This window comes from Streptomyces sp. NPDC014891 (assembly GCF_043081085.1).
GTDB lineage: Bacteria > Actinomycetota > Actinomycetes > Streptomycetales > Streptomycetaceae > Streptomyces.
This window is the reverse complement of sequence record NZ_JBIBWF010000007.1, coordinates 226,551-240,609: the sequence shown is the minus strand read 5'-3', so window position 1 is coordinate 240,609 and position 14,059 is coordinate 226,551. Positions and strand designations below refer to the sequence as shown.

11 protein-coding genes are annotated in these 14,059 nt (G+C 76.2%); 6 read left to right on the top strand and 5 right to left on the bottom strand.

Annotated elements, in window-relative coordinates:
- Window positions 1-3 precede the first annotated feature (3 nt).
- Together ACF09E_RS21800 and ACF09E_RS21795 are read right to left on the bottom strand one after the other, a co-directional pair.
- Window positions 4-3,150, bottom strand: a complete 3,147-nt coding sequence (locus ACF09E_RS21800; protein ID WP_392206603.1) for a sacsin N-terminal ATP-binding-like domain-containing protein — start codon at window positions 3,148-3,150, stop codon at window positions 4-6.
- 185 nt (window positions 3,151-3,335) lie between these two features.
- Entirely contained in the window at window positions 3,336-4,265 is a 930-nt protein-coding gene (locus ACF09E_RS21795) for a DUF3027 domain-containing protein (RefSeq protein ID WP_392206602.1), read from the bottom strand.
- Window positions 4,266-4,794: 529 nt separating this feature from the next.
- Between ACF09E_RS21795 and ACF09E_RS21790 the strand changes: the two genes are divergently transcribed.
- The 4 genes from ACF09E_RS21790 to ACF09E_RS21775 all read left to right on the top strand — a co-directional run bounded on the left by ACF09E_RS21790 (window position 4,795) and on the right by ACF09E_RS21775 (window position 8,617).
- Window positions 4,795-6,174 (top strand): MFS transporter, encoded by a 1,380-nt coding sequence (locus ACF09E_RS21790; RefSeq protein ID WP_392206601.1) that lies wholly within the window; start codon window positions 4,795-4,797, stop codon window positions 6,172-6,174.
- 244 nt (window positions 6,175-6,418) lie between these two features.
- Window positions 6,419-6,898 (top strand): hypothetical protein, encoded by a 480-nt coding sequence (locus ACF09E_RS21785; protein WP_055602994.1) that lies wholly within the window; start codon window positions 6,419-6,421, stop codon window positions 6,896-6,898.
- Window positions 6,899-6,905: 7 nt separating this feature from the next.
- Window positions 6,906-7,766: a futalosine hydrolase gene (locus tag ACF09E_RS21780; protein ID WP_392206600.1), complete on the top strand. Its 861-nt coding sequence runs from the start codon at window positions 6,906-6,908 to the stop codon at window positions 7,764-7,766.
- Complete coding sequence (locus ACF09E_RS21775) at window positions 7,763-8,617, top strand: 1,4-dihydroxy-6-naphthoate synthase (protein WP_392206599.1); 855 nt, start codon at window positions 7,763-7,765, stop codon at window positions 8,615-8,617. The genes ACF09E_RS21780 and ACF09E_RS21775 overlap by 4 nt, the downstream gene beginning before the upstream one ends.
- A 16-nt stretch (window positions 8,618-8,633) precedes the next feature.
- Here ACF09E_RS21775 and ACF09E_RS21770 read toward each other — a convergent pair whose 3' ends face one another.
- Window positions 8,634-9,017, bottom strand: a complete 384-nt coding sequence (locus ACF09E_RS21770; RefSeq protein WP_361860716.1) for a cold-shock protein — start codon at window positions 9,015-9,017, stop codon at window positions 8,634-8,636.
- Between the two features lie 138 nt (window positions 9,018-9,155).
- Here ACF09E_RS21770 and ACF09E_RS21765 point away from each other — a divergent pair, with 138 nt between their 5' ends.
- Window positions 9,156-9,434 (top strand): hypothetical protein, encoded by a 279-nt coding sequence (locus tag ACF09E_RS21765; RefSeq protein ID WP_392206598.1) that lies wholly within the window; start codon window positions 9,156-9,158, stop codon window positions 9,432-9,434.
- 8 nt (window positions 9,435-9,442) lie between these two features.
- Here the strand turns inward: ACF09E_RS21765 and ACF09E_RS21760 are convergent, their stop codons facing one another.
- Entirely contained in the window at window positions 9,443-10,093 is a 651-nt protein-coding gene (locus tag ACF09E_RS21760) for an HAD family hydrolase (RefSeq protein ID WP_392206597.1), read from the bottom strand.
- Between the two features lie 83 nt (window positions 10,094-10,176).
- Window positions 10,177-11,343: a hypothetical protein gene (locus ACF09E_RS21755; protein WP_392206596.1), complete on the bottom strand. Its 1,167-nt coding sequence runs from the start codon at window positions 11,341-11,343 to the stop codon at window positions 10,177-10,179.
- A 72-nt stretch (window positions 11,344-11,415) separates the two neighbouring features.
- On the opposite strand from ACF09E_RS21755, the gene ACF09E_RS21750 reads away from it, so the two are divergent.
- A complete protein-coding gene (locus ACF09E_RS21750; protein WP_392206595.1) occupies window positions 11,416-13,938 on the top strand; it encodes a helicase-associated domain-containing protein in 2,523 nt (840 codons plus the stop codon).
- Window positions 13,939-14,059 lie beyond the last annotated feature (121 nt).

Sequence of the window (14,059 nt, the reverse complement as noted above, 5' to 3'; positions counted from 1 at the left end):
CCCTCAGTCGAACCAGCGGTCCCTGGCCAGTTCCGGGGTCCTCGACGGGTCCTCCAGCAGGGCCGCCACCTCGAAGCGGCGGGGCCACTGGCCCGCCGACCAGGCCAGGCCCGCCGCCACGCCCTCCAGGGTGGAGGCGTGGACGACGCCGTCCGCCGTGCGGCGCCAGTCGAGCTCCGTGTCCGCCGCCCTGAGCTCCTCGTGCTCGACGTACGTGGCCGGGGTCGCCGGGCCCAGCAGGATCCGGACCGGCTCCGGCACCTCGTGCTCCTCGCCCACCGTCGCCACCTCGGCCTCCACCGCCTCGCTCAGCCGCCGCACCTGGAACAGCTCCGCCAGGTCCGCCGCCCGCGCCGGCGCCACCGGCAGCAGCGGCACTCCGGCCGTCAGCGGCAGCAGGTCCGGCGCGTCCGCCACCATCGCCTCCGCCGCGTCCACCACGACCACCTCGCCGTCCACCACCGCGCGCAGCTCGTCCGGCAGCGTCACCTGCTCCGGGTCCAGGTCCGCGAGCGCCGTGTACAGCGCGTGGAGCTGGGCGTCCGTGACCTCCCGGGCCGGGTCCGCAAGGCGCGCCAGGAGTTCCGCCGCCCCGCCGGGCTCGTCGAGCAGCGCCGCCACCGACGTGCGGACACCGAGGGCCCGCAGGACCTGCTCGTCCTCGAAGCCGGTCGCGTCGGCGGAGTCGTACAGGCCGGCGAGGAGGGGGTCGGAGCCCTCCGCCCGCAGGCCCGCCGGGCGGCGGCCGTCCAGGACCGGGTGGTCGCGCAGCCACCACGCCGTGTACGAGCGGACCGTCTCCGTCGTCCCGTCCGGCAGGAGGATCCGTACGGGCTGGGTGAGGGCGTCGCGCAGCGGCGGCTGCGCCAGGAGGGCCAGCGCCCGCGGCCACGCGTCGTCGTCGACCAGGTCGAGGTCCCGTACGGCCACGATCTCCGTCGCGACCGGCGGCACCGGGGTCTCCGGCAGCCTGTCCAGGACGTCCTCGCACCACACGTCGACCGCGTCGAGCAGCCCCGCGTCGTCCGGCTCCGGGTAGTCGCCCTCGCGCGGCTCGACCTCGTCCGGGTCGAGCAGCAGGTCGGTCGCCCGGACCAGCGCGAAGGTGGCGAGGACGCCGCACGCGGCCAGCGGCTGCTCGCCCCAGCGGGAGGCCAGCTCGGCGTCGACGTAGGCCAGTTCGTCCTCGCGCATCACGGCGGCGAACGCCGAGCCCGGCATCACCAGCTCGCCCGCCGGGGAGAGTTCGCCGTCCTCGTCGGGCAGCGCCAGCGCGCCCAGCCAGGGCTCCTCGCCCGGGTCGAGCTCGGCGTCCCTGACCAGGGCGAGGACGGTCTCGGCGAGTTCGTCGGCGTCCAGGGCGTCCGCGTCCTCGTCCCAGATCTCGCCCGCGTCGAGGGAGGCCGCGACCGCCGCCCGCACCTGCGGGGTGGTCAGGACCGCGCGGGGCGTGGCCGGCAGGGCGCCCAGCTTCTCCAGGAGCGGGTGGGCGGCCTCGGGGTGCGCGACCTTCAGGCCGAGCCGGGTCAGCTCGGCGGGGGTCCGGTCCTGGGGCAGGAGGACCTGGCGGGGGCCGATGGCCGTCCGGACGCGGGCCCCTTCGGCGCCCTCGGCGAGCGGGACCGGGAGGCCCGACAGGCGGTCCGGGTCGACGCCCGCGAGGGAGTCGTACAGGCGCCACCACCACGTCGGGGCGCGGTCCACCCCGGCGAGCCGGTCGATCGCCTCGGTCAGCGGCACGCGGCCGACGCCGAGGGTCCGCAGCTCGGGACGGCGCTCCAGACCGGCGGGGAGCAGGGTCGGGAACACCTCGGCCAGGACGTCGACGGTGTCCGCGCCCGCGCCCTCCGCGACCTCGGCCTCGATCGGGCGGAGCGCGGGGAGTTCCTCGGTGGGCGCGGCCGGCGCCAGGAACGCGACGCGCGGCAGCCGGTCCAGGATCGCCTCGCGCAGCGCCCCGTCGAGGGGGCCCTTGCCGAGCGGGCCGGGGACCAGGTCGAGCGTGGCGGTGGTCACCGGCTGCCACTCGGCGAGGAGTTCGGCGTACGCGTCGGCCGCCCGCTGCACCAGGAAGTCGGTGAGCCGGCCGGGCGCCGGGTGCCGTCGTGCGGTGTCCAGGGGCAGCGAGGCGATGAGGAGCGCGGGGATGCCGAGGGGTTCGTCGGTGGGGGTGGGCGCGTGCACGACCGGAGTGGTCCGCGGATAGCGCGGGGCCCCCTCCGGGTCCACGGGTACGGCCCAGGTGACGGACCAGTGGGGGCGCAGGCGCTCCTCGACCGGGCGGTCCTTGAGGAGTTCGGCGTCGAGGGGACCGCCGTGGGTGACGGTCCGCCAGCGGTGGGTGCCGGTGGCGGAGTCGACGATGCGTACGTATCCGTCGTCCTCGGAGCGGCTGAGGGTGCGTACTCCTTCCGGGGTCTCCACGACGATCTCGGCGAGCCCCGGAAGGGTGAGGAGGAGCGCGTCGTCGACGGATCCGAGGAGGCGTTCGGCGAGGTCCTGGGCCGCGGAGTCGCGGAGCGGGAGGACGACGACGGTGTCGTAGCCGTCGGGGGCGGTGCCCTCGGCGGGCAGCGGGAGCCGCAGGAGGGGGACGTGGCCGTCGCGGCGGCGCAGTTCGTCGCCGAGGCCGGGGCTGTACCGGGCGGACTCGGCGGCGAGTTCGCGGGCCTCGGGGAGGGACCAGCGGACGCCGCCGTGGCGGCCGAGGACGGCGGGCTCGTCGGTGACGGCGAGGACGGCGGCGAATCCGACGCCGAACCGGCCGACGGCGCCGTGCGCCTGCTGCTCGCGCTTGGCGGAGGCCCGGAGCGTCGACAGGGACTCGGCTCCGGCGGCGTCCAGGGGGGCGCCGGTGTTGGCGGCGGCGAGGACGGCGGGGCCGTCGTGGTCCGCGGGGTGCAGGGTGAGCCGGAGGCGGCCGGGGACGCCGGCGCGGTGGGCCGCGTCGGCGGCGTTCTGGGCGAGTTCGACGACGAGGCGGTCGCGGTAGCCGCCGAGGGCGAGGTCCTCCTCGGCGTTGGCGTCCTCCCGGAAGCGGGCGGGGGACGCGCCCCAGGCGTCGAGCACACCTCGCCGCAGCCGGGCGGTGCCGAAGGGATCGGTTCCGTCGGTCGTCGTCCGGACGCTGACGCTCACGTCTGACTCCACTCTGCGGGGCGGTGATACTGCCGGGGCCGGGGCGTTGGCACCGGGGCCCGAAGGTACCGCGCCCCGCCCCTCCCCCGCCGCCGGGCACGTCGGGCGCCGGGGCGCGCGGGGGCACGCGCGGAGACGTACGGCGCCGGCACGGCTCACCCGCCGACGGCGCCCGGGGGGCCGGGAACGACCACCCCTCAGGAGTGGCCCAGGTCCTCCGAGGTCGCGTCGGGTTCGGTCGTCGAGCCGGAGTCCTTCGCGGGACGCAGCGGGAACGCGTCGGCCCCCATCGAGTCGAGCACGGGCGGCGCGGGCCGCGGCGGCTTCGGCATGATCGCGGCCTCCGAGTGGCCTCCGCAGCCGTACGAGAGGGAGACGACCCGCCCGTCCGCCGGGGAGAACTCGTTGGCGCAGACACCGAAGGCCTGCTTCAGGGAGCCGGCGACCGGCACCAGGAACGCGCAGGACTGGCAGGTGGCCGGGGCGGCCTGGGCCATCGGCGTCCGGGCGCCGAAGGACTCCTCCCAGCGATCCGCGGCCGTGTGGAGCCCGTAGCGGGAGAGGACCCTGGCCCGGCGCATGCCGAGCTCGTCGGCGACGGCGGCGATGGCCCCCCGCGAGGGGGTGCGGGTGACGATCTCGGCGTCCTCGGCGTCGAGGTGGTCCGCCAGCTCCTCCGAGACCACGGAGTTCGGCGGCGGCGCGTCCTCGCCGGAGTAGCCGGGCTCCAGGCGCAGGTCGTCCGCCTCGGTCGGCAGGAGGTCGCCGGGACCCATGTCGCCGGGGCGCAGACGCTCGCTCCAGGGCACCCACTCGGGGGCGAGGAGCGCGTCGGAGCCGGGCAGCAGGACGGTTTCGTCAAGCGTGACGTTCTTGGCGCGGGAGGCCCGGGTGACCGTCACCGCCCAGCGCCAGCCCCGGTAGCCGGGCTCCTTGGACTCGAAGTAGTGGGTGACGACGCGGTCACCCTCGGCGACCACCTCGACGTGCGCACCGACGATCCCGGGGGCGGCCGCCTCCTCGGCGGCCTCCCGCGCGAGCTCTACGGCCTCGGCACACAGGCGGTCGGGGATACGCGTGGCTCGCGGGGTACGCGGGGTACCGCTTCGCGTCGTCGCAGCACTCACAGGTCTCGCTCATCTCCTACGCCGTCTCACGGGTGCGCCGGCCGAGGGGCGGGAGCGAAGCCACGGGCGGCGGGCGGAGCGGACCTGTGGGCCGCATCGACGTCCGCGCACCCGACCTGTCTCGCGTGTCTCGGGCACACCTATCGCCATCCATTCTGCGGGATGCCGAAGAGGCGCGCGGCCGAGAGCTTCCGCCGGTGGCGCGCTACGCACGCTACCCCGTTCGCGGGCCGCAGCCCACCTGCCCGCCCCAAGTGGCCCGGATCGCGGACGCCGGCGGGCCGTCGGCGGGGAGGCCGGAGGGCCCTCCCGGATGCCGCGGGGAGGCGGCGGCGCGGGTGGCGCAGGGCGGCGAATCCCCGGCGCGACGCCCGTCGCCACGCCGGTCACCGACTCCTCACGCACCCCTCACCCCGCCTTCGCGCGCCGTTCCCCCGACCTCCTCGCCACGCCTCCTCCGCATCGCCCGATACGGCCTCCACCGCCGCGCCACGGTTCGTCAGGCCCGTCTGTGGGGCACTATGACGGAGTGGCAGCCGCACGGTCCCCCGCACGATCCGAAGATCATGCCGGGCCGCTCCGCCGAGCGGGCCGGGCGGTCGGCCGTGCCCTGCACCTGCCGTTCACCGGGACCGCGAAGGGGATCCGGAAGGCCACCCACGCGCACGGCGCGGGCGAGTCGGGGCTCGGGAAGCTGATCGAGCTCCACGCCGTGAACGGCGCCGGGGACGTCATGATCACCGTCGCCCTGGCCTCCACCGTCTTCTTCTCCGTCCCCACCGACGAGGCGCGCGGCCGGGTCGCGCTCTACCTCGCCGTCACCATGGCCCCCTTCACGCTCCTCGCCCCCGTGATCGGTCCGCTCCTGGACCGGATCCCGCACGGGCGGCGGGCGGCGATGGCGGGCGCGATGCTGACCCGCGCCGTCCTCGCGATCATGATGTCCGGGGCCGTGGCGACGGGCGGCCTGGAGCTGTACCCGGCGGCGCTGGGCGTGCTGGTGGCGTCCAAGGCGTACGGGGTGGTGCGCAGCGCCGTCGTGCCCCGGCTGCTGCCACCGAACTTCTCCCTGGTGAAGGCGAACTCCCGGGTCACCCTGGCCGGGCTGCTCGCGACCGGCATCGCCGCGCCCGTCGGGGCGGGTCTCCAGATGCTCGGGCCCCGCTATCCGCTGTACGGGGCGTGCGCGCTGTTCCTGCTCGGTACCTTCTGGGCGCTGCGGATGCCGCCGAAGGTGGACTCCGCGAAGGGTGAGCGGCGGGCGCACCTGCTGACGCACGGGGAGCGGAAGCCCAGCCTGCGGACGGTGGGCCCGTCGGTGCTGCACGGCCTCCAGGCCAACGCGGCGCAGCGGATGCTGTCGGGTTTCCTGATCTTCTTCCTGGCGTTCCTGCTGCGCGACCACCCGCTGTCGGGGCAGAGCGCCGCCGTCTCGCTGGGGATCGTGGGCGTGGCGGCGGGCGTGGGCAACGCCTGCGGAACGGCGATGGGCTCGCTTCTGCGCGACCGGGGACACGGGCCTGAGGTGATCATCGCCACGATGATCAGCGTGGTCTGCGCCACGGCGATCTGTACGGCGATCTTCTTCGGCGGGGTGATGGTGGCCGTCCTGGGGGCGGTCGCGGGCCTCACCCAGGCCCTGTCGAAGCTGTCCCTCGACGCGCTGATCCAGCGGGACGTGCCCGAGGTCGTACGGACCTCGGCGTTCGCGCGCTCCGAGACGGCGCTGCAGATGGCGTGGGTGGTGGGCGGCGCGATCGGCATCGCCCTGCCCCTGAACGGGGCCCTGGGCATGGCCGTGGCGGCCGGGATCCTGGCGACCGGTGCGCTGCTCGCCGTACGGGGCCTGCTCTCGGAGGCCCGGCGCAGACCGGGCGCGAAGGGCCGCTCGAAGGCGCGGGTGGCGTAGGAAGGCGGCTGCGGGGGCCCGCCGGGCCACCGGCCGTCGCGGGGCTCGGCGCTGCCCGTCGGCCCTCGACCGGCGCGGGCCTCGTGCGACCCGCCCGCCCGCTCCCGCCCGCCGGGGGGATCCGGCCGGGCGCCCGTCGGGTCGCCCCGGCGGGGCCGTCCGCGGCGTCCTCGTTCCGGTACCGGACGGCGGCACGCCGTACCCCCGCGTGGCGCGGGCGCGACGGCCCGATAGCCTTCGGCTCATGACCGTTGCGTTCTTCTCCGGCTCGCGCCGCCGGGCCGCCGTCGCCCTCGGGGCCGTCTCCGCCGGGCTCCTCGTTCTCTCCGCCTGCGACAAGCCGACTCCGATCGCGACCGTGACGGTCGGGTCCGACTCGATCCACTCCGAGGCCGCCTGCTACAACGACGGCGAGGCCATCAAGGAGTCGCAGATCCAGCAGTGCCTCAACAAGAAGGCCGAGAAGTCCATCACCGTCGCGATGGACGACAAGATCCGCTTCGGGGTCGACCCCGAGATCGCGGACAACGGCTGGACGATCTTCCTCGGTGGCCAGCAGGCCGAGCCCGAGCCGTACAAGAAGACGTACCGGACCATCCCGGCCAGCGCCTTCTTCTCCAGCCAGACCGGCGAGGCCACCGACAACTCCCAGGTGACCATCGTCGAGAACACCGGCAAGAAGCTGACCGGCATCTGGCACTTCCAGCTGAAGAAGGAATCCTGATCCTCCGGTGGTCCACCGGATCCTGATCGTGACGGCCGTGGCGGCGGAGGCGGACTCCGTCTCCGCCGGCCTCGGCCTCGGCGGCGCCGAGCTGCTCCCGCTGCCGGGGGGCCTCGTCCTGCGCCGCCACTCGGATGCCCCCGGCGACGGCCCCGCGGGCTCCCCGGACGACCGCTCCACGGGCGCCGGCTCCGCGGGCGACGGCTCCACGGGCTCTCCCGGCGCTCGTCTCCGCGTCGACGTCCTCGTCGGCGGGGTCGGGCCCGCCGCCGTCGCCGCCTCGACCGGGACCGCGCTCGCGTACGCCGCGCTCACCGACCCGCCCGGGCCGTCGGGGCCGTCCGGCTCCGGCTCCCCGTACGACCTCGTCGTCTCCGCCGGGATCGCCGGCGGATTCCAGCCCCTCGCGCCCCTCGGCTCCGTCGTCGTCTCGTCGGCCGTCGTCGCCGCGGACCTCGGCGCCCAGACCCCCGACGGGTACCTGACCATCGACGAGCTCGGCTTCGGGCGGTCCGTCCATCCCGTGCCGGAGGCCCTGACCGGCCGGATCGCCGCCGCCCTGGCCGCCGCCGGCCGGCCGCACACCGTCGCACCGGTCCTCACCGTCTCCACCGTCACCGGCACCGCAGGCCGCGCGGCCGAGCTGGCCGGACTCCGGCCCGGAGCGGCCGCCGAGGCGATGGAGGGCTTCGGCGTCGCCGAGGCCGCCGCCGGATACGCCGTGCCCGTCGTCGAGATCCGGGCCGTGTCGAACGCCGTGGGCCCCCGCGACCGCGCCGCCTGGCGCATCGGCGAGGCCCTGGAGGCGCTCCGGCACACCTTCGAGCTGCTCGGCAAGACCGTCTTCCTGGAGCTGGAGCCCTCGTGACGAAGCTGAAGATCGCCTACTCGCCCTGCCCGAACGACACCTTCGTCTTCGACGCCTGGGCCCACGGCCGCGTCCCCGGCGCCCCGCCGCTCGACGTCACCTTCGCCGACATCGACGTCACGAACGGCTGGGCCGAGAGCGGCACCGACGGCCACGACGTCCTCAAGGTGTCGTACGCCGTGCTGCCGTGGATCCTCGACGAGTACGCGCTGCTGCCCTGCGGCGGCGCCCTCGGCCGCGGCTGCGGGCCGCTCGTCCTCACCCGCGGGGGCGCGACCGGCGCCGACCTCACGGGGAAGACCGTCGCGGTGCCGAGCGAGCGCTCGACCGCGTACCTGCTGTTCCGGCTCTGGGCGGCCGAGAAGGTGCCCGGCGGCGTCGGCGGGGTCGTCGTGATGCCGTTCCACGAGATCATGCCCGCGGTGCGCGACGGCAAGGTCGACGCCGGACTCGTCATCCACGAGGCCCGCTTCACGTACCAGGACTACGGGCTGCACCGCCTCGCCGACATGGGCGAGCACTGGGAGTCCACGACCGGGCTGCCGATCCCGCTCGGCGCGATCGTCGCCCGCCGCTCCCTCGGTGCGGAGACCCTGCGGCGGCTCGCCGACGCGGCCCGCACGTCGGTGCGGATGGCCTGGGACGACCCCGCGGTGTCCCGCCCGTACGTCATGGAGCACGCCCAGGAGATGGACCCGAAGGTCGCCGACCAGCACATCGGGCTCTACGTGAACGAGTTCACCGCCGACCTCGGCGAGCACGGCTACGCGGCGGTCCGCGGGCTGCTCACCCGCGCCGCGGCCGAGGGACTCGTACCGCCCCTCGGCCCGGACTCGCTCGCCTTCCCGTGACCGGGGCCGCCGCCGGTCAGACGTCCAGCTGGTCCGCGACCGCGCGCAGCAGACCCGCGATCTTGGCGCCCTGCGCCTTGTCGGGGTAGCGGCCGCGCTCCAGCATCGGCGTGATGTTCTCCAGGAGCGTCGTCAGGTCCTGCACGATGGACGCCAGTTCGTCGGGCTTGCGGCGCTGTGCCGCGGCCACGGACGGCGTCGGGTCGAGGATCACCACGGACAGTGCCTGGTCGCCGCGCTGGCCCGCGACGACGCCGAACTCGACCCGCTGCCCCGGCTTCAGTGCGTCGACTCCGGCAGGGAGCACCGACGAGTGGACGAAGACGTCGCCGCCGTCGTCACGGGAGAGAAAGCCGAAGCCCTTCTCACTGTTGAACCATTTGACCTTGCCGGTAGGCACGTCCGTCCTCGTCCTCGTACTCGTCGGGGGATAGCAGACAGCGGGTCGACCGACCCGCCGGCACCAGGCTAATGGTCCGGAGGCCGGTGGCAAGACGTCGCCGATGTGTTCCTTCGGCCTGGGAACTACCCTGGCCGGATGCGTAGTGAAACCCCCGCCGCACAGGCGAACGACAGCGCTCCGGGTGACGGGCTCGTCAAGGCCGGTGTCGTCCTCTTCGCCATCGGCGCGGTGGCGACGCTGGTCACCGTGGCTCCGCTGTTCCTGGGCACCGACCCGTTCCCCACGGTCGCGTACACCGTCTCCATGCTGATGGGCGTCGGATTCGCCGTCGCCGCCGCCGGCGTGCTGCGGTCGATCGCGGCTCAGCGGCGGCAGGCGCGGGAGGCCTCGGCCTCATCGGTTCAGGCCGGATAACGCCCCCCTCAGGCCAGGTACCCCTCCCACCAGGCACGGAAGTCCGTCAGGTCGGCGAGGACCACGTCCGCGCCGGCCTCCGCGAGGTCCGCGGGGGCGCAGGGGCCGGTGGCGACGGCCACCGAGAGCGCGCCCGCCGTGGCGGCACCCCGCACGTCGCCGACGTGGTCGCCGACGTACACCCGCGCGCCGTGGGCGCGCAGGGCCTCCGCCTTGCCCTCGGCCCACAGGCCGCCGACGAGCGCGTCGGGCTCGATGCCGAGGTGCGCCAGGTGCAGCGCGGCGTGCGGGCCGTTCTTCGCCGTGACGACGATCGTGCGGCCGCCCGCGTCGCGCACGGCCTGGATCGCGTCCCGCGCGCCCGGCATCGGCGGCGAGGGCTCGATCGCGTACGCCGGGTAGAGCGAGCGGTAGTGCGCCACCATCTCGGTCACCCGCTCCTCGGGGACCCAGTACGCCATCTCGTGCTCCAGCGGCGGGCCGAGCCGGCTGACGATCAGGTCCGCGTCGACGGCGACGCCGGACTCGGCCGAGAACGCCTCCCAGGCGGCCTTGATGCCGGGGCGGGTGTCTATCAGCGTCAGGTCGAGGTCGAAGCCGACGGTGAGCGGGGACGCGGGGGTCTGCCGGTCGGGGTTCGGGGTGGCGGAGGTCTTCATGCCGCCATTCTCGGGGACCGTGCCGCGGCCCTTGCGGCCTGGGTGACCCGCGTACGTGGCGTACGCACGGAGCCGGGGCTCCCTCAGTGTCTCCGGGTGCGCCAGAGCAGGAACAGGGCCGACGCGACCGCCGCGCCCCGGAGGACCCACGGCCAGGTCTCCGCGACCGCCGCGCCCATCGCCTCGCCGCCCGCCGCGACCGGCTCCCCCCAGCGGCCCTCCACCCGGCCCCACAGCCAGCCGACGCCCGACGCGGCGGCGAGGCCCGGGATCACCAGGACGGCGCCCTTGACCTCGCCGGGGGTCAGACGGCGTGAGGCGTACGCGATGAGCCAGCCCGCGGCCAGGGCGACGAGCGAGCCGAAGAGCGCCCCGCCGAGCAGCAGGAGCGCGGCGAGCAGGACGAAGGGGCTGGTGAGGCGGAGCCGCGCCGCCGGAGCCGCCGCGGACTCCCCGTCCGCCGCCGGCGGGGCCCCGGGCACCACCCGCCGGCGGCGCAGGACCCGGGCGAGACGGCGGCGCCTCCCGGCGGCCGGACCGGGCGCGTCCGCATCGTCCGGCCCGTCCTTCGCGTCCGCCCGTTCCTCGTCCTCCTCGGCGACCGGCTCCTTGAAGAGGTCCGGCCGCTCGACCCCGCCCACGAAGCCCGGGAGGCCCGCGGCGGCGTCGACCTGCCACCAGTCCCCTTCCGGGCCGTGGTCGGCTCCGGCCAGGCCCGACAGGTCGAGCGGGCCGACCGCGTCGGCACCCGGAGGAGCCGGGGCCGGGGCGGGCGGCGCTTCGGGCGCCTTCGCCTCCCGGGAGCGGCGGCCGCCGGGGATCCATCCGGTGCGCCGCTCCTCGCGCTCCCCTCGCTCCCCTCGACGGGGCTTCGGTACGGGCTTGTCGTCCGGTTCTCCGTCCGGCTTTCCGCCAGGGCTCACACGCGGCTTCCCGCCCTGCCCCGCACTCGGACTCTTGCCCGGCTTCGGCGCCCGTGCCGGTGCCGGTGCCGCGTCCCGTGGCTCCTTCGGCGACGCGCCCGAGCCGCCCGCCCGTTCCACCACCTCGTCCGGCGTCCCCAGCGCGCCGAGGATTCCCCGTACCGCCGCCGGGCTCTGCTCGCCGTGTGTGGCGCGACGGCGGTCGATCTCGTTGCGGAGGGTGGACACCAGCCGCATCCGGTCGCTCGCCGGCAGCTGCCGCTGCTGGGCCAGATCGCCGACCCGGCTCAGATAGTCGTAGACCAACTGGTCGCTCTCGATGCCCACGGTGCCCCTCCACGGCCGGTTCGCCCGGTACGGCCCGACGTTAGCGCCTGCGCAGCGGCTAACGTGGTGCGGATGGGGATCGGTGAGCTCGACCGGGAGGCGCACGTGCCCGAGGTAACTGGTGCCGCCGCGGCGCCCCGCACACTCGCCGAGGCGCTGCGCGCGCGGGGCGACGACGGACTCGCCGCGCTGCTGCGGGCACGGCCCGACCTGGTGAACCCCGTACCGAACGACCTGACGCAGCTCGCGACGCGCGCGGGGACGCGGGGCTCGGTGGTGCGGGCCCTGGAGCGGCTCGACCGGTTCGCCCTCCAGACGGCCGAGGCCCTCGCGGTGGCCCAGGACCCGGCGCCGTACCCCGTGCTCCTCGGGCTGCTGACCGGCGACGAGGGCGATCCGGAGATCGAGGCGGCGCTGCCGGGCGCCGTCGCGCTGCTGCGGGAGCAGGCTCTGGTGTGGGGCGACGACGACCGGCTGCGGCTGGTGCGGACGGCCCGCGAGCTGCTCGCCCCGTCGGCGCAGCACCCGTCGCCGACGGGTCTCGGGCCGACGGTGGCGGAGGCGACGTCGGGGATGTCCCCGGGCCGGGTGCAGGAGATCATCGCGACGGCGGGGCTGCCCGGCACCCATGACGCGGTGTCCGCGGTCGGCTCTCTGACCGGGCTGTTCACGGACCGGGAGCGGATGGGGGCGCTGCTCGACACGGCGCCGCCGGACGCCCTGTCCGTGCTCGACCGGCTCGTGTGGGGTCCGCCGTACGGCGAGGTGACGGCCGATCCGGCGCCGCCGGTGCGGTGGCTGCGCGACCGGGGGCTGCTGCTCCCCGTGTCGCCGCGGACGATGGTGCTGCCCCGCGAGGTGGCGCTGCACCTGCGGGGCGGTCGGGCGCACCGGGCGCCGGAGCCGGTGGCGCCGGTGCCGGGGGTGCTGCGGGAGTACCGCCCTCAGGTGGTGGACAGCGCGGCGGCCGGGCAGGCGCAGCTGGCGCTCGCGACCGTCGAGGAGCTGCTGAAGTCCTGGGACCGGGGCGGGCCGCCGGTGCTGCGGGCTGGCGGTCTGGCGGTGCGGGACCTCAAGCGGACGGCGGCGGCGCTCGACGTCCCGGAGGAGACGGCGGCGTTCTGGCTGGAGCTCTGCTTCGGTGCGGGGCTGCTGGCCTCGGACGGCGAGGCGGACGAGCGGTACGCGCCGACGCCGGCGTACGACGACTGGCTCGACCTGCCGCCGGCGGAGCGCTGGGCGCTGCTCGTCACGCCGTGGCTGACGGCGACCCGGACGCCGGGTCTGGTCGGCGGTCAGGACGCGAAGGGCCGGACGCTGTCCGTGCTCGGCCCGGAGCTGGACCGGTCGCCGGCGCCGGAGGTCCGGCACCGGGTGCTCGGGCTGCTCGCGACGCTGCCGCCGGGGTCGTCGGCGGAGCCGGAGTCGCTCTTCGCGCGGCTGCGGTGGGAGCGGCCGCTGCGCGGGGCGGCGGCCTCGGAGGCGGGCGGCGACCTGCGGTCGCGGCTGGCCCGCTGGGCGCTGGCGGAGGCGGAGCTGCTGGGGCTGACGGGGCGGGGTGCTCTGTCGGGTCCTGCCCGGGCGCTGCTGAACCTTCCGCTGGCGGAGGCCGCGGACGCGGGGGCGCTGGGCGGCGGCGTGGAGCCGTCGGTGGCGGCGGAGCGGGCGGCGACGCTGCTGGCCCCGCTCCTGCCGGAGGCCGTCGACCACGTCCTGCTCCAGGCGGATCTGACGGCGGTGGCGCCGGGGCCGCTGCGGCGGCCGCTGTCCGACGCGCTCGCGGTGCTCGCGGACGTGGAATCGAAGGGTGGTGCGACGGTCTACCGCTTCACGCCCGGGTCCGTGCGGCGGGCGCTCGACTCCGGGCAGACCGCGACCGACCTGCACGAGTTCCTCAAGGCGCACTCCCGGACGCCGGTGCCGCAGCCGCTGTCGTACCTGGTGGACGACGTGGCGCGGCGGCACGGCCACCTGCGGGTCGGGGCGGCGTCGGCGTACGTGCGCTGCGACGACGACACGGTGCTCGGCGAGATCCTGGCGGACCGCCGGTCCGCTTCCCTCGGCCTGCGGCGGCTCGCGCCGACGGTGCTCGCGGCGCAGACGGACCCGGGTTCGCTGCTCGACGGGCTGCGGTCCATGGGGTACGCGCCGGCGGCCGAGTCGGCGACGGGTGACGTCCTGATCACCCGCGCGGACGCGTACCGCACGGCGGCCCGTACGGCGCCGGTGCCGGTCCCTGACGGCCCGCCGGCCCCCGACGCGACGCTGCTGGGTGCGGCGGTGCGGGCGATCCGCGCGGGCGACCGGGCGGCGACGGCGGTGCGCAAGGAGCCGGCGGCCCCGGCGGCGGCGGGCGCCCTGCCGCGGACGTCGGCGGCGGAGACCCTGGCGACCGTGCAGGCGGCGGCGATGACGGGCTCGGCCGTCTGGATCGGTTACGTGAACGCGGAGGGCGGGGCGAGCCAGCGGGTGATCGCCCCGGTGCGGGTGGAGGGCGGTTTCGTGACGGCCTACGACCACACGGCGGACGAGGTCCGCACGTACCCGCTGCACCGGATCACGGGCGTGGCGGAGCTGGCGGACGACCAGGTGTGACGGGCGCGGGCCGGGTGGGCCGGTCGCCTGGGCCCGGGCGGCCGGCGCGGACGGCCGACGCGGACCGCTCCGGGCCCGCAAGGAGCCGGCCCGCCCGGAGTCTTGTGCCAGGAGGTGCGGG